The sequence below is a fragment of the Verrucomicrobiota bacterium genome (assembly GCA_016200005.1).
Classification (GTDB): Bacteria; Verrucomicrobiota; Verrucomicrobiia; order Limisphaerales; family PALSA-1396; genus PALSA-1396.
The window spans coordinates 59,788-80,220 of record JACQFP010000036.1; the positions used below are offsets into that span (position 1 = coordinate 59,788).

Consider the following 20,433-nt stretch of genomic DNA (forward strand, 5'->3'; position numbering starts at 1 on the left):
GGCGAAGCGAAGTTTAGTCCGGAACTCCCCGGTTCGGCCAACATAAATTCATAGCTAACGCACCTTGACATCCACCGTGCCCTGCCGATAGCCGACCAGGTTACCCGCCCGCTGCGGCACCAGCACTGTCAGTCGCACGCGCTCGCCTTTTTTCTTGTCCGCCAGAATATCAGCCGCCGTCATCAGGTAGGTCGTGGTTTGTCCTTCGATGCCGGTGATCAGGAAACCGCTTTGCAACTTCGTCTGTTCCGTCGGCCCGCCTTTTTCCACGTCGGCAATCAACAGCCCCACCTTGCCTTTCACCCCCAGTGCCTGGACCAATTCGGGCGTGAGTTCCTGGACGTCGAGTCCCAGTTTGTCTTTGACCAACCGGCTCAACGGCAGCAACTGAATCGTCAATTTGCGATGATCACCATTTTTTTGCGCGACGAGCAAGGTGGTCGGTTTAGTGCTGACGTTTAACATTTCATTGCATTCGATAAAACCTTTCGGCGTTTTGCCGTCCACCTGCAGAATCTGGTCGCCCACGCGCAACCCGGCCTGGCCGGCGGGGCTGTTCGGTTTCACAAAAGTGACTGTGGGCGGATACGGGCCGGCTTTGATCCGCGCGCCGAACCAGAGCGAATGGATCACTTCTGGAATAAAAATCTCCGAGAGCGCCTCGGTGACTTGCTTGATTGGAATCGCAAAGCCAATTCCTTGTCCTTCGCGATAAACTGCGACGTTCAAACCGATGAGTTCGCCGCGCAAGTTGATAAGCGGGCCGCCGCTGTTGCCAGGATTGATCGCCGCGTCGGTCTGCAGCCAGTCGGCCACGTCCAACGGCTCGTCCTCTTTCGGCAGGCGACGATTCTTGGAACTCAGAATGCCGCGACTGACCGAGCCGCCCAGACCAAAAGGATTGCCCAACGCCAGCACCGTTTCCCCCAGCAGCAAATCATCATCGCGGGTGAACTTGACAGCCCGGAAGCGTTCGCCGGGTTTGGTTTTCAACTTGAGCAAGGCCACGTCACTGCGGGTCGTGCCGACAATCGGCTCCGCTTCGTAGTCTTTGAATTGATTTCCATCGAACACTTTCACTGTGATGCGATTGGCCCGCCGCACGACGTGGAGGTTGGTGAGCACGTAGCCCTCTTCGTGAATGATAACTCCCGAACCGAGGCTGTATTCGGTGTTGGGCGGACGCCGCCGATAATACGGCCCCCAGAATTCGCGGAGCAATTCATCAAAGGGATCGCTGTATTCTACAATCGTTTCCGTCTGGATGTTCACCACACTGGGCATGACCCGTTCGACGGCCTCCACGGCGGCATCCCGACGCACATCCACTTCCGCCGGGTGGACGCAGACCGTCCAGAGGCTGATCACCAGCAGCCAGGCGGTCAGTCGCCACTTTCGCGGCTGAACCCGCCGGGAATGTTCTCCCTCGGAAACCATGTTCATATTCAACACAAGAAACCCCGCGTGGGTTCATTAAATTGTTTCGCCGCGCGACTTCGAATGTTCGCGCGCACGCGGCTTGACTTTGCAAGAGCATCCGCGCAAAAGCAAGGCCACGAACTCTCAACTCTCAACTCTCAACTCTCAACTCTCCTTCTACGCCCAGTGGCGCGCCCGCTGCGGCGTGGCGGCGGTGTTCCGGGAGGACCACGAAACCCCGCCGCCGGAACATCTGCTCCAAGCCATCTGGCAGCACCAGCGGCTCTTGCGCGATCAACTCACGACCTTGGACGGAAAAAATGTGCGCGTGCTTCATCCCGGTTTTGCGAACCACGAAGCCGGGCCGGATTTTCGCGGGGCCATGGTGCAGATTGGCGACGAGCCGCCACGCGCCGGCGATGTCGAAGTCGATCTCCAATCCAGCGGCTGGCGCGCGCATCATCACGCAGGCAACCCCGCCTTCGAAAAAGTTGTTCTCCATGTCATCTGGGACAGTGCGCGCCCGGCTGCCGGAGAAATTCCCACGCTGCCGTTGCGTCGGCTGCTCGATGCGCCGATCTCAGAACTCAGTACGTGGCTGGGTCGCGAGGGCGGGGTGCCGTTGCCGGAGAACCTGCTCGGTCAATGTTCCGCTCCGCTGCGCGTCTTGTCCGAGCCAAAGTTGACGGAGTTGCTGCATCAGGCCGCGCAAGTCCGATGGCAGAGCAAGGCGGCCCAGTTTCAGGCCCGCGCCCGGCAGGCTGGTTGGGAGCAATCATTTTGGGAAGGGCTCTTTCGCGCGCTCGGCTACAAGCACAACGTCTGGCCGATGCAGCGGCTGGCGGAATTGCGCCCACGCTGGGGGTCCCCAAAACTCTCGCCGCTCGCGCTGCAAGCGCGCCTCTTTGGTCTCAGCGGTTTGTTGCCCGTCGATTTGTCGCGCGCACAGACGGCCAGCGACAGTTATCTCCGTCGCATCTGGGATCATTGGTGGCGGGAACGCGATGAATGCAGCGATTGCATTTTACCGCGCGGATTGTGGCGTTTCCACGGGCTGCGTCCTGCCAACCATCCGCAACGCCGTCTGGCGCTCGCGGCACATTGGCTGACCGAGGAGAATTTTCTAGCGAAATTGGAAAAATGGTTCACCACGGAATTACCTTCTGAGCCGACGAGGCTGGCGGATTCACTGCTGAAAATCCTGCAAGTCGAGCGGGACGATTTCTGGTCGTGGCATTGGACATTCCGTTCCGCCCGGCTCAAGAAACCGCAACCGTTGCTCGGCGCGGCGCGGGTGACCGACCTGGCGGTGAATGTGATCCTGCCTTGGTTCTGGGTGCGCGCGGCGGAAGGTAAAAATGAAAAACTTCAGCGAGTGGCCGAACATCGTTACCTCGCCTGGCCGTCAGCGGAGGACAACGCGGTGTTGCGCCTGGCGCGTCAGCGATTGCTCGGCGGTGCGCCGGCGCGGGCCTTGCTCGGTGCGGCCGCGCAGCAAGGACTCTTGCAAATCGTGCGGGACTTTTGCGATCACTCCAACGCCATCTGCGAGAACTGCCAGTTTCCGCAACTGGTGCGCGAATGGCATTCAGTGGAATGACAGCGGGGCTGCGGCAGGCGCAGCGCGACAATGATCAGGCATCGATCTTTGCAAACGGATTGTTGGTAAATCCGGTCGCTTGTTCAGAAGCAGGCGGCAACGAAGCAGGTTCTTTCCGATTCGCGGTGATTTGCGAGTTGGGCGGACCCGGCTGGTCGTTTTCCTGGTGCGGATTTTTCGCCCGCTTGTTGCGCGGCAGTGGGCTGATCATGACGTTGATCGCCCGACCGACCAGCTTGGGCGTGAAATCGGGATGGCCATAGGCGGCCATTTCCTTGAGCGCCTTTTCAATCACTTCAAAGCCGACTTCTGTGTGCGCCATTTCGCGACCGCGAAACTTCAACGCGACTTTCACCTTCATATCATCGCAAAGGAAATCGACAGCGTGGCTGATTTTGACGCCGAGATCATGCGGATCAATCTTTGGGCTTAATTGAATCTCCTTCACCTTGTTGGCGTGCTGATGCTTTCTGGATTCGCGCTCCTTCTTGGCCTGTTCATAGCGGAACTTGCCGAAATCAACCAGCCGACACACGGGCGGAGTGGCATTGGGCGAAACCTCCACGAGATCCACCCCGTTGGCGCGCGCCTGGGTGAGGGCGTCGCCCAGGGTCAGGACGCCTAGTTGCTTGCCATCGACTCCGATGACCCGCACCTCGCGGGCACGGATTTTCCCATTGATCCTGACGAAAGCACCAGTGGAGGAATTACGAGGCAGGAAAGGGCGGCTCAAGACACCCCCGTCGGTTGAAGCTTGTTCATGCGGCGATACTCGAACTGACTTTGGCAATTGGCCGGTAACTCATTCGACGGGAAACTAAGCCTGTCGCTCATGGTCTGCAAGCAAATAATTGCCCGAATTTTTTTGTGCAAACGAGGTTGCTTGTTCCGCCGGAATCAACCAATAAAGACGGCGCATCATGGCATCGGAAATCTTCCAGGCCAGTCGTTGGACAAAGGGCAACTTCCTTTTTCCCACGCGCATTGAGGTCACCGACAAGGCGGTGATCCGGCGCAAGCGTTCCTGGTTCAGCATTGATGAAATCAGCATCAGCATCCACAAGGTCGCTTCTGTCCACATCAAGACCGGCATCATCTGGTCGGACATTCTGATCGAATCTTCCGGTGGGAGCGATCCGTTGAAAAGTCATGGGCATTCCAAAGGCGACGCGCGGCGTATCAAGGAACTGATTGAGAATTATCAGGCCGCACCCGAGAACCGGGCTGCGGCTGGGACGGACTAGGCGCTCTATTCATTCATTCGCGTTAATCCTTGGCCGGGGCGAGCGCGTTCCGTTTGGCCATTATGGCCTCGACTATTTTTTTCGCCAGTTCCGGCTTTTCCGCGAGGGTCTTTTGCGCGGCGTCTTTGCCCTGACCAATCAGTTCGCCGTTGAATTGCAGCCACGCGCCTTTCTTGTCCACCGCGCCACATTCGATGCCCACGTCGAGAATGCAACCCTCCTTGTTGATCCCGTGGTTGTAGATGATGTCGAACTCGGCCTCGGCAAACGGCGGCGCGACTTTGTTCTTCACGATCTTCACTTTGACGTGGTTGCCAATGGCGTTGCCAGCGGCGTCTTTGAGCGTGTCTTTGCGGCGGATGTCCATGCGGACGCTCGCGTAAAACTTCAACGCCTTTCCGCCGGGCGTCGTCTCGGGATTGCCGAACATCACGCCGACCTTTTCGCGCAGTTGATTGGTGAAGATGCAGGTCGTCTTGGATTTGCCGAGAATCGCGGTCAGCTTGCGCAGCGCCTGGCTCATCAGACGCGCCTGCATTCCCATGGTCGCCATACCCATCTCGCCTTCGAGTTCAGCCTTCGGCACCAGCGCGGCGACGGAGTCAATGACGATCACGTCCAAGGCATTCGAGCGGGCCAGCGTTTCGCAAATGGTCAGAGCCTCCTCGCCGCTGTCGGGTTGTGAGACGAGCAGGTCATCAAGATTCACGCCGAGCCTTTTCGCGTAACCGGGATCGAACGCGTGCTCGGCGTCAATGAAGGCAGCCAATCCGCCGGCCTTTTGCGCGTTGGCCACGACGTGGAGCATCAACGTGGTTTTGCCGGAAGACTCCGGTCCGAAAATTTCCACGACGCGTCCGCGCGGCACGCCGCCCACGCCGAGCGCCAGATCCACCGCCAATGCGCCGGTGGGAATCACGTCAATCTTGACCTGGGCGCGGGCGTCGCCCAGGCGCATGATGCTGCCGTCGCCGTAGGCTTTGGTAATGGACGAGATGGCCGCATCGAGGTCGCGTTGCCGGGTGACGGTGGCTTTGGAGGTTTCAACGGGTGCAGTCTTTTCGGTGGTTTTAGGAGGCATAAAGTTTGAGTTTGGTTGATTTGGAAAACTTGGTTCGAAAATGCTCACCTCCTAATAAAGATCCCCGCGCGCTTAGTCAATCGCAGGTTCAATGTTATTTCGAGGACGAACCAGTTTTGGGATAATCGGAAAAACAACCTCGCAAAAAGGGCGAGACCTCCGTCAGGAGCGACTTCTTTATGGAACGTTGCCGTTGAAGCATGCGACGCCTCAGCGGTGCGGCACCGAGGAGGCTAAAGCCTGAGATGCCGCTGCTGAAGGAGCTTGGAACTGATCGAAATGGTCGATTACCACAAAGATGCCGCCCCCGACGGGGCTGAACGCGGCTCAGCATGATGCGTCGGTATTCTTCAAACTTCAAACCTCCGACAAACTTCCGAATTGCTCCCGACCGCCGAAACCAAAGGCGTTACCCAAGTGGCGTCTGAGACGAATAAGGCCACGGGGTTGGCTCTCGCTAAAAAAGGTCAAGACCGCGCCCATGCTGAACTGAACATTAAACAGTTTGAGACGATGGGGGACTATCCGCTGCATAATACTCTTTGTCGGGCTGATTGACACTTGATGGCATGGCCTTGGATTCAAGCGCCCGCAAACGATAACTGCAGTTGACAACCGGGGGCAAATTTCCGGGCTTTCATCTCACCGACCTTCTGCTAACGTCGTTGATTGATGCCGCAAAGTGATCCAGAAATGTTCCCGGCGAAGAGTGCGTCCGTCCCGCAACCCAGTACTCCATCAAACCAGCACTCCGTTCCTCCACCCGCCATTCCCGACCACGAACTGCTGCGTCGCATCGGCGGCGGTAGTTACGGTGAAGTCTGGCTGGCGCGCAGCGTCATGGGCACTTATCGCGCGGTGAAGATCGTGCATCGACACAGTTTCGAGCACGACCGCCCCTTCGAGCGTGAGTTTGAAGGCATCCAAAAATTTGAACCCATCTCTCGTTCACACGAAGGCTTCGTGGATTTGCTCCAGGTTGGCCGCAACGACGCCGAGGGTTATTTCTACTACGTCATGGAACTGGCGGATGATGCCGGGGAGAATCCAAAACTCGAAATCCGAAATCCGAAAGAAATCCGAAGTTCGAAATCCCAAACAGACGCAGAAGCTGCCCTCCTTCGGACTTCGGGTTTCGTGCTTCCTTCGGAATTCGGTCTTCGGAATTCGGATTTGTACGTCCCTCGCACCCTCCGCAGCTTGCTCCGCCCGGACACTCAACACTCAACTCCGATAATTCGCGAGCCGGCTCTCAACCCTCGACCAACCACGAACCGCCTCCCACTGGACGAATGCATCCAACTGGGTCTCTCGCTTACCAGTGCTCTCGCGTATCTTCACAAATAGGGATTGGTGCACCGCGACATCAAGCCGTCGAACATCATCTTCGTCGGCGGCGTGCCCAAGCTGGCGGATGTGGGTTTGGTGGCTGGCATGAACGAAGCCCGCTCCTATGTCGGCACGGAAGGCTTCATTCCGCCGGAAGGTCCCGGCTCGCCGCAAGCGGATCTCTACAGTCTGGGCATTGTGCTCTACGAAATGAGCACGGGAAAGAGCCACCAGGATTTTCCAGAGCCGTTACCGGATTTGGCCGCGCAACTCGACCATGCCCGGTGGCTGGAATTCAACACGGTCATCCACAAGGCCTGCCGCGCGGAAGTACGACAACGTTATCAAACTGCGGGAAAGATGCACGCCGATCTGGAACTACTCTGCGCTGGACATTCGGTGAAGCGTCTGCACTTGGTCGAGCGCCGGCTGGCGCTGCTGACCCGCATCGGCAAGCTGGTGGCTTTACTCGCGGTCGTTGCCGCCGGAGTCCTCTTCCAGATGAATCGCGAACGGAATCTCGCCACGCAGAATCTGGTCCGACTTCACGTTACCAACGGCACCCGCCTGATGAACGAAGGCGACCTATTCGGTTCGTTGTTGTCGTTCACAGAGGCATTGAGACTTGATCGTGGCGATGCCAAGCGCGAAGAATCGCATCGAATCCGCATTGCCTGCGTTTTGCGCCAATGTCCGAAGCTCGTTGGCGTTTTTGTGCACGAGACAAGGATCAACCAGGCCGCCTTCAGTCCGGACAGCCGCTCAGTAATCACGGCCAGTGACGACAACACCGCGCAGGTGTGGGATTTGGCGACGGGCACACGGCGACTTACTCTCCCCCATCGCGGACCGGTGCTCAGCGGCGCCTTCAGCCCGGATGCGAAACGAATTGCCACAACGGGTGCCGACAACACTGTTCACTTTTGGAACGCCGAGACGGGCAAATCACTCATCGGGCATCCGATTCACCACGTTGCTCGATATGATGGCCCATCCCCTCAGTTCAGTCTCGACAGCTTGCGAATCATCACCGTGGTTCAGCCAAAGAAATTGCAGATCTGGAACGTCGCCACAGGTGAAGCCATCGGACAACCGCTTAGCCATGATCGGGAAGTCACAGGTTTCACTTTCAGCCCGGATGGCCGCCAGGTCTTCACTGTGGGCGGGGACAATCGGGTTCGATTGTGGGACGCCACCACCGGCAAACTGCTCCCGACCGATTTCGTGCATGACGGGCTCAAGGACGGCGCGTTCAGCCCAGATGGTCGAATTCTGGCGACCGGGGGCCACGACAACCTTGCGCGACTGTGGGATGTGATGGCGGGCAAAGAAATATTGCCGCCCTTGGAGCACCAGGATTGGGTCACGTCCGTTGCTTTCAGTCCCGAAAGCGACCGTCTCGTGACGGTCAGCCGCGACAACACGATCGAGGTCTGGGACTTGGCCACGCAACCCTCACCACTCCGTCCGCTCCTGCAAGAGGTGAAAGTTTTCGATGCTCACTTTAGCCCCGATGGCAGACGGATTATTACTGCAAGCCAGGGCAACCTGGCCCGGATGTGGGACGCAGATTCGGCCGTGTTGTGCGCTCCCTTGCTCAAGCACGACACGGCGTTCGGACAAGTATTGTTCAGTTCTGATGGCCACCTCGTGCTGACCCTGCAACGAGCCGAAGCCGTCCGCGTTTGGGACCTGGCCATATTGGAACCACCGCCGCTGCGGATTCCACCCACCGCCGTTTACCGCGAAGATTCTCTCAGTTCGAACGGACAATTTAAATCGACTATCAGCAGCAGCGACAATACAATCAGAACGTTCGAGGTGGGTTCGGGCAAATCTTTGACCCAACCCCTCACACAGAAGCTCCCCTTCAGACAGGCGTTCTTCGGCTCAGACAACGCCATCCTGGTTACGGAAAACGCGGACTCGCAGGCGAGGGTCTGGGACCTGGCGACAGGCGAGCCGCTGACCCCGTTGTTGAAAACCAGCTATGACCTTGACGCGCCCAAGCTCTCCAAAGCGGCCTTGGCGCGAAACGACCTGCCGGCGGCGGATCTGGTGCTGCTCGCACAGTTGCTCTCCGGCAGCCAACTCGATGAGACTGGAGGAATTCGTCCGTTTGAGAGGGGCGATGTCAAAAGCGCCTGGGATAAGCTCAAGCGGAAATACCCTGAAATCCTCTCTGATTCCGCGCAAGCAGTGTTTGCATGGCACGATCAGGAAGCGCGGGCTTGCGAACAGGCGTGGGACTGGTGGCCCGCTCTCTTTCACCTAAAGTATTTGCTGGCGGCCAAGCCGAACGACCATACGCTGCAACAGCGTTATGACTATGCCCGGTTGGCGCTGGATTCCGCCCGCAAAAAGACCCGTGGCCACCGGGAACAGATGCGAGAAATCCCGCCGCGCGATCCTCTGGCCGCCTCCGAAACGGCGGATTTGTCAGACTACTACAATCTCTCACTTAAAACGGCCTCGAAAAATGATCTGGCCGATCTGCCGGCCGGGTTGCAAACCTTCGGCGGCAGGAGGTTCGATGTGCGCGGGATACTTCACCTTTCCAGCCAGATAGAACCGCCGTCTGCGAACAGTTATCCGCCCCGGATCAATGGGATCAAAATTGGCCGGAAGTGTAAGCGCCTGCATTTCCTCCATGCCACGAGCTTTGAGGCGATAGATGGCACGCGGGTTGGAAACTACCTTGTGCATTACGCGGACGATCAGACCACGAGCATCCCGATTGTGTACGGCAAGGACGTGCGAGACTGGTGGACCGTGCCGGGCGAACCGCTCGATACAAACCCCTCTGCTTTGATTTGGATGGGAACCAATCCGCACGCTCAATCAATCAAGAGTAGGTCGCTGCGCTTGTTCAAAAGCTCTTGGGTGAATCTGCGTCCCGACATGAAAGTAGTCAGCATCGATCTTGTCTCCAGCAATGCCGACGCGGTGCCCTTCCTTGTGGCCGTCACCACCGAGTGATCCTGGACGGCCCCGCGAAGAATTATTCCGGGATGCCTTTTTGCAGCCAACACAAATCCTGAAAGTCAGCCGCGTTGGCCACTTGCTGATCGCCGGCTCCCTTCTTGGGGAATAGCCATTTTCGGTGTTCCGTACGGCCATCAGCAAAAGAGAGATTGCAACCTTGATTGTGACGGTCAGAGGGCCGATCCATCCAGTGCCCACCCTCGAACGCAGGAGTTGCTCCATGGCTGGCCTCCCAATGCTCTCCTGTGTCGCCCGGGGCATGAAGAAAAAAAACTCCATCGTCGATGGTAAGCTCATGCTCGTCCAGAAAAACGAAGGCCTTCGCCGGCACCCGAAGCTCGGTATATTTGCTCTTATGCTGGTAGAGCGAACTGGTTTGGCCATTCATGTAGAAGCTCATGGAGTAGCTTCGCTTCCGCAATATCTTGCGGCCATCCACCTTTGACTGGTCCGCCGGACAATGATAGACTCCCACCTCGTTAAGGTAGGAAAATAAAACGCCATTCTTGATGCCCCAACCGTCTTGGTCCTTGGCGGTATTTCCCAAAACCCACGTTCCGGACACTGATGGAACGCCCGTCGGGCATCCATTATTCCAATTGACGTTCGCCCAATTGTTCGGCGGCAGGATATCGTGGTGGTCGTCTGCGTACATCTGCCAAGCCAGTTGCAGTTGCCCCAAGTTGTTTTCGCAACTCATTGACTTTGTGGTGGACTTTGCCTTGGCCAAAGTCGGTAACAACATGCCGGCCAGAATGGCGATGATGCCGATGACCACCAGCAATTCGATCAACGTGAAGCCCACTGTCGGGGACGGCGGGCGGCCGACGGGAACAGCCTTAATAGAAGTTTTCATTCGTTCACACTTTCTTTTGGCTCACTCGAAATGGTGAGCTGATAAGTTTTTAAAGCAAGCCTTATTTATAAGTTTCTACTACGGACATGATGGGTATCGCGGCCCGTCATCCACACAGATGTGACCCGGCTTCTGGTCACGTGGCACACCGACCTGGATTTCGCCGGAGCACGTGCCTTCGGAGTTGGTCGCTGTGAAGTAGATGTGGTAAACGCGGCCGTTCCCCGTGCCCGCCCGTTCCGCCCGCAGCAGGAGACTGGCGCCGTCGGCGGCAATGATGGCATCGCACGGCGTATCGCCATCGCCCAAGCCATTCGACGGCTCATCCTGCCGGATTGAAGTGATGCGGATCGTGGTCGGCCGGTCGCCCGTGCCGACGTTGACGAGAGAAACGGGAATCATCTTGTGATTGGGCGGCCAAAGTTCAGTGACGCTGGCCCGTGCGCCCGCACAGGTGGGCGGATCGCCGGCATTGTCCACGTGCACGGTGACGGTCTTGGTGTCGGTGCAGCCGAATTCATCATCCACGGTCAGGGCGAAGACCAGATTGGTACCACCAGCATTGACGAACGGCGCCTGGAAACTCGGGGAGGCGGTGTTGGGGTTGACCAGGGTAACGGGCGGACCATCGTTCTGTTTCCAGGCGTAGAGCAACGGATCGTTGTCGGGATCACTGCTGGCGCTGCCGTTGAGCGTGTAACCGTTGCCCTCCGTCACCAGACCATCCCCACCAGGATTCGCCGTGGGACAATGGTCGAGGTTGTCCACGATGACCGTGACGTCGCTCGAAGTGGAGAGTTGGCCATCACCGACCGTGAGCCGGAAGGAATAGGATTCCGTCAAAGTGGTGTTCCCGCCACCACTGGTGATGAACGGCGCGTCGAAGCTGGCGTTGGCGGTGTTCGCCCCGGCCAGAGTGAGCGTTTGCGGACCTGAAATCTGCGTCCATTGATAGGAGACGATCGAATCCGCATCGGGATCAAAACTGGCTGCGCCATTGAGCGTCACCGCCGGTGAACCTTCGGCGACCGCGGTTGGCGCCGAGACGTGACATTCCGGCGGGTGGTTCGCATTTTTCACGGTGATGTTCACGAAGGCCTCCGGACTGTTCAACTCCCCGTCATTGGCCACGAGACTAAACGTGAGCACTTCCGAACTCCCGGACGGCAGCAAGGGAGCGCGGAAGGTTGGGTTGCACGCCGTCGCACTTGAAAGCACCACGGGAGTACCCGCGACCTGCTTCCACAGAAAGGACAAACTTCCGGGAACAACCGGCTTGCCGTCATCCGTGCTGCTGCAACCGCTCAATTGGACGCTCGGAGTGGTTGATGTTTCCAGGACCGTTTCATCAGCGCCGGCGTTGGCCACCGGGGGCAGATTCGCCGCCACGACCGTCACGGTGAAGGTGCACGTATTCGAGAGGCCGTGGATGTCCGTGGCAACACACTTGACGACGTAATTTGAGCCGGGGTCAAGGACGGTGCCGGACGGTGGAGTGCACACGACACTTTGCAGATCGCAATTGTCCACGGCGGTCGCTTCGGTGAAGACGACCGGCTCTCCGCGGTTGACGACCACCCGTTGGTCACCGGGGCAGGTGATCACCGGCTGATCAACGTCGGTCACGATCAAGGCGGTCTGGTGCTGGATGGTGTTGCCCCGGCCATCATCGGCGACGGACGTGACCACGCTCCTGCCTGCCGGGAATTGGCCCGTGAGTTGATCCCCGGCCGCCAGGCTCAGCGGAATGTTGGCTCCGGTTTCATCGAGCGCCGTGACCGTCACGCTCAAGGTGCTGGGGTCGCAGTTGTCCGTGGCCTTGGGGTTGGCGAAGGTGACAGTCGCGTAGCAATCGCCGGGATCATTGTTCCGTTGAATGGGGTGATCCAGATCAAACGGGGACAACACGGAACTGGAGAGCGGGATAAACGTCGGCGGTTCGTTGTCAAGGACTGTTATCGTGAAGATGCAGGAAGCGGTATTTCCCGAAGAGTCGGAGGCAGTGACCGTCACGTTATTTGTTCCAATCGGAAATGCCGAGCCTGAAGGGGGACTGGAACTGACATTGACCCCGGAACAATTGTCGGCCGCAGCCGCGTTGTAAGTGACCACGGCCGAGCACTGGCCGGGATCGGTGTTGGCGAAAATGTCTGCCGGGCAGGTGATGGTGGGCGGCTGCCGATCCAACACGGTGACATTCTGTGCCCCGGTGGCCGAGTTGCCGGAGGTGTCGGTCACACTCCACGCCACGACGGTGGTGCCCTTGGGGAAGATGGCCGGCGCATTGTTGCCGACATTGGCGACGCTGCAGTTGTCCGCCACGGCGGGCGTGCCCAAGGCGACGTTGCGAGCCGAGCACTGGCCGGGATCGGTGTTGACCGTGATGTTCGGCGGGCAAGTGATCGTCGGTCTTTCCGTGTCGTTGACGGTGATAGTGAAAGCGCACGTGCTGCTGTTGCCTGAAGAATCAGTAGCGGTGCAGGTCACGAGGTTTATTCCCTTCGGGAAAGCCGAACCGCGAGGTGGACTGCTGACCACAGTGACTCCCGGACAGTTGTCGCGGGCGATTGCCGGCGGGAAGACCACGATTACGGAGCATTGGCCGGGATCGGTGCTCACGATCATATTTGTTGGGCAGGAGGAAATCGTCGGCTTTTCGGTGTCAAGGACTGTGATCGTGAACGAGCAGGCGTTGGTGTTGCCGCTGGCGTCCGTGGCGGTGCAGAGGACAGGGTTCGTTCCTTTCGAGAAAGTGGCGCCGCTGGCCGGATTACACGCGAGCGTCACGCCCGGGCAGTTGTCCTGGGCCACCGGCGGCAAATAATTCACCACTGCCGAGCACTGTCCCGGAGCGGTGCTGACGAGCATGTTCGTCGGGCATGAGGTCAGCGTGGGCTTTTCAGCGTCGACGACTGTCACGGTGAAGGAGCACGAAGCACTGTTGCCCGAAGCATCCGTTGCGGTGCAGTTGACCAGAGTCGTTCCTTTTTGGAAAACTGAGCCGCTGGGCGGAGTGCTGACCACGGTCACTCCCGGGCAATGATCGCTGGCCGCAGGCAGCGGATAATTCACTACCGCAGAACACTGTCCGGGATCGGTGCTGACAACAAGGTTTGCCGGGCAGGTGATCGCCGGCCTCTCGGTATCATTCACCGTGACGGTGAAGGAGGTGGCCACAGCACTGCCGGACAGGTTGATCCGGCGGATGCGATTATTACCAGCGTCCGTGTAATAAAGATGACCCAGTCGGTCCAACGTCAGGCCCCGGCCATAGTTGAGCATTGCGCTGGTGGCCAAGCCGCTGTCGCCGCTGAAGCCGTTGTCAGTCCCCGCCATTCTGGTGACTCGCCCGGTCTGACCATCAACGCGGAGGATTTTGCTGCCGCTGGCAAAGAAAAAGTTGTCGTTGGCGTCCAGAGCGATCCCCGGGTCCACCGAACCCAGGTTAAGATTGGTGGCCAGCGTTACGTTTGGCAAGATTTCCGACGTGGAAGTGGTACCGCCCCCGGCCACCAGGATTATGATACCCGTGAGCGTGTCCACCTTGCGCACGCGATCAGCGTCTGTGATGTAAATGTTGTTGTGGCTGTCGAGGGCGATGCTCGAGGGGACTTTGAAACTGGCATTGGTCGCCGGGCCGCCATCGCCGGCGGATCCAAACGTGCCATTACCCGCTACAGTCGTCATGATTTGAGTAACGGCGTCCACTCGACGAATCCGGTAATTGCCCTGGTCATTGATGAAAAGATTCCCCGCGCCATCCATGGCAAGCCCCGAAGGCCCGGAAAGCCTGCCACCGTTAAAGCCGGGGGCTGTAGCCAGCACGCCATCACTGCCAAAGCCAGAAAGGCCATTCCCGGCCACCGTCGTAATGAGACCAGTGACAGCGTTCACATTGCGAATGCGGCTGTTTCCGGAGTCGGCAATAAGAAGATTGCCGGACTGGTCGAAGGCGACGGCTTTTGGCCGTAAGCTGGTCTGGGTAGCCGGCAGTCCATCGCCGTTAAAGCCAGATTGGCCGTTGCCGGCGACGGTTGAGATAATGCCTGTGGCGGCATCCACCTTCCGCACGCGAAGATTGCCCTCGTCCGCAAGGTAAAGATTGCCCGCCGCGTCGGTGGCCAAGCCGCCGGGAAAGTTCACAACAGATATCTGCGCCGCGCTGGCCAGCGCGCCGTCCCCGCTAAAACCTGCTGTGCCGGTGCCCACAACCGTCGAGATGATGCCGGTGGCGTAATTGCCGGTGGTGGGTGGAGTGCAATCGACCGTAATGGTTCCTTTCGCAAAGGAAGAGCCGGAGGGTGGAGTGCAGGCATAGCCGAAGTAATTGATGCCGTAATTCACCACGGCTGAGCACAGTCCCGGCGCGGTGCTGCTTGCCAGATTTGCCGGGGTGGCTGGAAAGAGCGGTTGCAAGCCGACCACCTTCACGAGGAAAGAAGTTGTGACGGTGTTGCCGGAGCTGTCAGTGGCAGTGCAGGTAACAGTGTTGGTTCCACTGGAAAAAGACGAACCGGAAGGCGGCACGCAGCTCACGACAACGCCCGGACAATTATCGCTCGCGATGGGCGTTGGGAAAGTCACGGGCACGGAAGTTGTCCCCGGCGGCAGGGATACCGTGATATCGTTTGGGAGAGTACTCTTGCCATTGAGATAAATGGTCGCTCCGGAGTTGGCTTCGCTGGCCACGTCCAAACGTCCATCATGGTTGAAGTCAGCCACTGCCAGGGAGTAAAACGCGCTGCCAGGCGAATTCGCCAGGAAGCTGAAACCACCCTGACCATTGCCAAGCAGAATGGAAACCCCGCTGTTATTCTCCGCCACAGCCAGGTCGAGATGCCCGTCGTTATTGAAGTCACCGACAGCAACGGCAGTGGGTCGGTTGAAGTCAATGTAGTTCAGCTCAGGTCCGAAGCTCCCGTCGCCGTGGCCAATGCTGACATTGATCGAACCGGCCGGTATGGCGGGTTGTCCGAAGTCGCCGACGTAACCTTGGACGGTGACAACATCCAGCCTGCCATCTTCGTTAAAGTCACCCACGGCCATTGACATCCCGCTGGCGTTGCCGAACGTCACCGGGGAAGACATCGCCGCGCTGAAATTCCCAGCGCCATTCCCCAGCCAGACATTGATTCCGCAAGTCGTCGAACCGCCGCCCAACGCCAAACCCGCGCTGTTCGGAATCGCCAGGTCCAGCTTGCCATCCGCGTTGAAGTCCCCAACGGTCAACTCTTCCATCGCGACGCTGTCAGCGAGGCTGATGGTGGGATTGCCAGTAGGAGGAGGACACCAGAACAGATTCGTCGCCACCGCAAAACCGCCATGCGCGTCGCCGAGCAGCACGGTTACACGCTGCTTCGGTGCTTTTGTCTCATCCCAGTTCGCCACGGCCAGGTCCATTTTGCCATCACCATTGAAGTCGCCGGCCACCACCTTGTAACAGAACCCCAGATGGATGTTGACGGGCTGGCCAAAGCCGCCCGCGCCGTCGCCGAACAACAAGCTGACGTTGCCTCTCACTGGAAAAGTGCTGTCGTCCCCGTTGGCCACGGCCATGTCCATTTTGCCGTCTCCGTTGAAATCCCCGACCGCAACCGAGTGGCAGGAAAAGGGAACGGAGAACACCCGCCCAGGAGCAAAATTGCCAGCGCCATCTCCCAACATCACGGCAACATCATTAGTCCCCCGTTCGGCGAAATAACCAACGGAGACGGCTACGACATCCACATTGCCGTCGCCGTTAAAGTCGCCGGTGGTCACAAATTCAGAATTGATGAACGGGTTACCGCCGATGGTCTTGGTTTGAAAGGCGCCAGTCAAAGTGAAACTCGGCGACTCGGGGTCGCTGACGGTTACGCTGAAGGAGCAAATGGCGCTATTGCCCGAGGGGTCGGTGGCGGTGCAGTTGACAATCGTCGTGCCTTTCGGGAAAGCCGAACCGGCGGGCGGGGAGCAGGTGACATTGGCATTCCCGGAGTTGTCGGTCGCAGTGACGCTGTAGTTCACGACCGCGGCGCACTGGCCGGGGTCGGTGCGCGTGACAATATCAGCGGGACAGGTAATTACCGGCAGCGTGCGATCCACGGCGACGGCAAAGGGCGTTCCGGTCAACTCGCTGACTCTGGGCGTGCTGGTGTTGTCAAAGACGACCGAGAAACGGCCACCGAAAGTGACGCCGCTCAGAGAAAGGTCCATAGTGTCTTTTAGCGGAGCCGCGCCACCGCTGCCAAAGACGCGCTGCCAACTGTTATCGCTGGCCAGGTAGAGCAGTACCAGATTCACCTCGGCGGCGCCGGTAATTGAGGCGGCATAGTAAAAATCCGCAGTCAAGACGCTGTCAGCGCCCGCCCCGGTGACCTTGATATCCACGAAACCGCCGCCGGCGTCAAAGACGGTGCCCGCGCCGGGGTTGCCGGAATAATTTGCGGCGGTGACGGTCACGGGCTGGCTGCCGGATGAATTCGCAAGCTGGGCCGAGACGCCCGCCTGGTTCGCCGCCGCCGGCACGGTCGAGGCGGCGGCAATCGCGCCTGCGATGGCAAGCTGCGTTTCGGCAACGGTCACATTGTCGCCGACGAAAGTGAAAGGCTGCGGATTGGAAGGGAGGCCGTTGGCATTGACCACCGTAACGATGGCCACACCGATGTTCTCGTTGTTCAGCGCAATATCGCTCGCGGGGATCACAGCCGTTAACTGGGTCTGGCTGACGAAAGTGGTCGGCCGGGGAACGCCGTTCCAAAGCACCGTGGGGCTGGAAATGAAGTTCGTGCCGTTCACCGTCAGGGTGAAGTCGGGTCCGCCGGCGAAAATCAAAGCGGGTTCGAGTGAAGCAATCAGCGGCACGGCCTGCACCGTTACGGTGAAGGTACAGCTCGCGGTGTTCCCCATCGCGGCGCCGGCAAAGCTGGCGCGGCGAATACGGAAGTTGAACGTGTCTGAAAAGTAGAGGTTCCCAGCGGTGTCCAACGCCAGCCCGCCGGTGGTATTGATTTGCACCTGGTCGGCAGGAGCGCCATCGCCATTGAAGCCAATGCCGCCATTGTAAGACCCGACCACCGGCGTCACGATGCCGGAAACGGCGTCCACCCGGAAAATTTGCGAGTCATGGACAAAGAAGAAATTTCCGGCTGCATCTACAGCGAGATTTCCGTGTGGTGAAATAATGAACAGATTTGTCGCTCGAATGCCACCCGTTTGGTCGCACTCATTAAATCCATAACCTTTACCCGCGACCGTCGTGATGATGCCGGATTGAGCATCCACGCGGCGGATGCGGAAGTTGCCCGAGTCATTGATGAAGATATTGCCGGCGGGATCAACCGCAAGGCCCTCGGGGTCGAGCAAGCTGGCGTTCGTGGCCGCGCCACCATCTCCACTAAAGCCCCTGATGCCATTGCCCGCTACCGTCGAAATGATTCCTGTCTGGGCATTGATCTTGCGGACCACGCCGTTGAATACATCAACGAGCAATAGGCTGTCGGTACCATCCAGCGCCAAACCCATCACTTGGCCAATGCTGGCATTGATAGCCAGCCCGCCGTCGCCGTTGTAGTTCAGGCTGCCGTTTCCCGCGAACACGCTGATCGTTCCGGCGGCCACGTCCACGCGCAGAATTCGTCCACGGATGGAAATGAACAGGTTTCCCGAATTGTCCACTGCGACCGCCGCGGGAAAAGGAACTCCGGCGCTCGTCGCTGCGCCGCCCAGTCCGCTCAAACTGGCACCGCCATTGCCCGCCACGGTGGTGATCACGCCGGAAGCCGCATCCACTCGCCGCACCCGGTTATTCTCCGAGTCCGCGATGAAAACGTTTCCCGCAACGTCCACCGCAACCGGATTATATGCCAAACTGAAGCTGGCGTTGGTGGCGAGTCCGCCGTCTCCGCCATAGGCGCGCAGGCCGTTGCCGGCAATCGTCGTGACTATGCCGCCTGCGGTGTCCACTGCGGTGGCGGTGACGGTTGTGGTTCCAACGGGGAACACTGAACCGGGCGGCGGTGTGCAGGTGACAATCACATTGGAGCCATTATCCGTGGCAGTGGGCAGCGGGTACTGGACGACGGCCGAAGGTTGGCCGGGGGCCGCCGCGACCGCCACATCGGACGGACAAATAATGCTGGGCGGTTCCGTGTCTCTGACGATCACCTTGAACGAGCAACTCGAACTGTAAGGGACAGGGAGGTCCACCCGGCGAATGCGGTGGTTCGATTGATCCGCAATGAAAAGATTGCCGCTGCTGTTCAACGCGACCCCGTACGCACCGTTGAACAAGGCACTGCTGGCCGGGCCGCCATCGCCGCGGAAGCCAAACCCTGCATCGCTGATTGCGCCCGCCACCGTGCTGATGATCCCGGTGGCCGCCTCGACGCGGCGGATAAGGTGATTTCCGCTGTCTGCGGAGAACAGGTTGCCGGCGGCATCCATCGCCAGGCCGTTCGGAAAAGAAAGGCTGGCATTGATGGCCGGCCCACCATCGCCGCCATAGGTGTCTATCCCGTTGCCAGCGACTGTCGTGATGATGCCTGTTGTGCCATCCACCCGGCGAATCCGGTTGTTCCGCGAGTCACAAAAGAAGAGGTTTCCGGCGCTGTCCAGCATCAGGTCGGCAGCCACGTTCAACGTGGCGCTCGTAGCCGGGCCACCGTCCCCACCGAAACCGCCCCACCCGTTAACACCGGCTATTGTGCTGATGATTCCCGTGGCCGCATCAACACGGCGGATGAGGCTGAAGCCATAGCCGCAACTGAAGAAAAGATTGTCGTTGCTGTCCAGAGCAACTCCAACCGGCGGATAAATCCGTGCGCTCGTGGCCGGCCCGCCATCGCCGCTAAAGCCAGCGCTGCCTCCCATGCCTGCGAAGGTAGTGATGGTCCCACTTGCTGCCTCCACCTTGCGAATGCAAGAGTTCTGCTGGTCGGCGATGTAAACGTTGCCGTGGCTGTCCACGGCCACACTGTAAGGGTGGTAGAGTTGGGCGCTCGTGGCTGGCCCGCCGTCCCCGCTGAAACCTGCGGTTCCATTCCCGGCCACGGTGGAGAGGGTGCCGCTGGCCGCCTCCCATCGCCGGATGCGATTATTACTGAGATCAGCGATGAAAACATTGCCGGCGCTGTCCGTGGCCAGTCCGCGAGGGTAATTGAAACTGGCGCTGGCCGCCGGGCCGCCATCTCCGCCGAATCCCGCCGTCCCGTTACCCGCAATGGTCGTGATAATGCCCGGGGAGGTCTTGGTAGCCACGCAAGTAACGGTGTTGGCGCCTTTGGCGAAAATATAGGGTGCCACGCTGGGTGAGAATGTTTCACTGGCCCACCTGCAATCCGGCAAGGTGGCATTGGGCGTGGCGCAATTGATGGCAACCCCGGTGTCGCTAGAGGACACCAACGAAACGTAGTTGAAGTAGGCGTACGGCTGGCCTGGCTCCGTCGGCACCACGATGTCGCCGGGGCAATTAATTGTGGGCAGCAGATCGGCCGCCGTGGTCACCTGCAGAACAGACATGAGAAGCAAGATTGGTATTTTCATCTTTTTATTTCTTTCTGTTTCACGTGGCATACACCTGAACTTTGGTTCGTGTCGCTCTCATGGCTTGCTGGCGCTTAAACGACGCGGTTGCAGAAACCTTACAGGAAAGATTCCGACGGCCAGATTCATGCCTGTGTACGAAATCGCCCGATCCGGGGCAAAGGCGTCGCTGAATTGACACTGCTTTCATGATCCTTCCGTTTGGGCTTCCACAGATGAACCGGGCCGAGGAAGGCGGGTCTTTCAGAAAAGTGAAATTATTTGAGAAAGCAGAAGCCGGAGGTAGAAGATCTTGGATCAGAGGTCGGCAGCCGCTTGGTGGTGTTCACCATTCTTTTGAAAACTCTTCTGGCCTTTGAGTTTGTTTAATTTCTTCCGCATTTGGTGACGGGTGCGC

Annotated in this window: 9 protein-coding genes; 4 read left to right on the forward strand and 5 right to left on the reverse strand. The window is 58.9% G+C overall.

All coding sequences use genetic code 11. The annotated features are described in order from the left end of the window. Positions 1 to 54: 54 nt before the first annotated feature. Positions 55 to 1,443 carry a trypsin-like peptidase domain-containing protein gene (locus HY298_13485; GenBank protein MBI3851267.1) on the reverse strand — a complete coding sequence of 463 codons (1,389 nt, stop codon included), beginning with the start codon at positions 1,441 to 1,443 and terminating at the stop codon, positions 55 to 57. Between the two features lie 76 nt (positions 1,444 to 1,519). Here HY298_13485 and HY298_13490 point away from each other — a divergent pair, with 76 nt between their 5' ends. Beyond that, complete coding sequence (locus HY298_13490; protein ID MBI3851268.1) at positions 1,520 to 3,019, forward strand: DUF2851 family protein; 1,500 nt, start codon at positions 1,520 to 1,522, stop codon at positions 3,017 to 3,019. A gap of 34 nt (positions 3,020 to 3,053) precedes the next feature. Here the strand turns inward: HY298_13490 and HY298_13495 are convergent, their stop codons facing one another. Further along, positions 3,054 to 3,752 (reverse strand): translation initiation factor IF-3, encoded by a 699-nt coding sequence (locus HY298_13495; GenBank protein MBI3851269.1) that lies wholly within the window; start codon positions 3,750 to 3,752, stop codon positions 3,054 to 3,056. Between the two features lie 187 nt (positions 3,753 to 3,939). On the opposite strand from HY298_13495, the gene HY298_13500 reads away from it, so the two are divergent. Continuing rightward, a complete protein-coding gene (locus HY298_13500) occupies positions 3,940 to 4,263 on the forward strand; it encodes a PH domain-containing protein (protein MBI3851270.1) in 324 nt (107 codons plus the stop codon). Positions 4,264 to 4,285: 22 nt separating this feature from the next. Here the strand turns inward: HY298_13500 and recA are convergent, their stop codons facing one another. After that, on the reverse strand, positions 4,286 to 5,344 hold the full coding sequence (recA, locus tag HY298_13505) for a recombinase RecA (protein MBI3851271.1): 1,059 nt from the start codon (positions 5,342 to 5,344) through the stop codon (positions 4,286 to 4,288). A gap of 672 nt (positions 5,345 to 6,016) precedes the next feature. Here recA and HY298_13510 point away from each other — a divergent pair. Both HY298_13510 and HY298_13515 read left to right on the forward strand, forming a co-directional pair. After that, the gene (locus HY298_13510; protein MBI3851272.1) at positions 6,017 to 6,691 is read left to right on the forward strand and encodes a hypothetical protein; all 675 of its coding nucleotides are present in this window, start codon (positions 6,017 to 6,019) and stop codon (positions 6,689 to 6,691) included. Between the two features lie 6 nt (positions 6,692 to 6,697). Then, entirely contained in the window at positions 6,698 to 9,652 is a 2,955-nt protein-coding gene (locus HY298_13515) for a hypothetical protein (GenBank protein ID MBI3851273.1), read from the forward strand. Between the two features lie 22 nt (positions 9,653 to 9,674). Here HY298_13515 and HY298_13520 read toward each other — a convergent pair whose 3' ends face one another. Continuing rightward, positions 9,675 to 10,514: a DUF1559 domain-containing protein gene (locus HY298_13520; GenBank protein ID MBI3851274.1), complete on the reverse strand. Its 840-nt coding sequence runs from the start codon at positions 10,512 to 10,514 to the stop codon at positions 9,675 to 9,677. 78 nt (positions 10,515 to 10,592) lie between these two features. Next, on the reverse strand, positions 10,593 to 20,036 hold the full coding sequence (locus HY298_13525) for an HYR domain-containing protein (protein ID MBI3851275.1): 9,444 nt from the start codon (positions 20,034 to 20,036) through the stop codon (positions 10,593 to 10,595). Positions 20,037 to 20,433 lie beyond the last annotated feature (397 nt).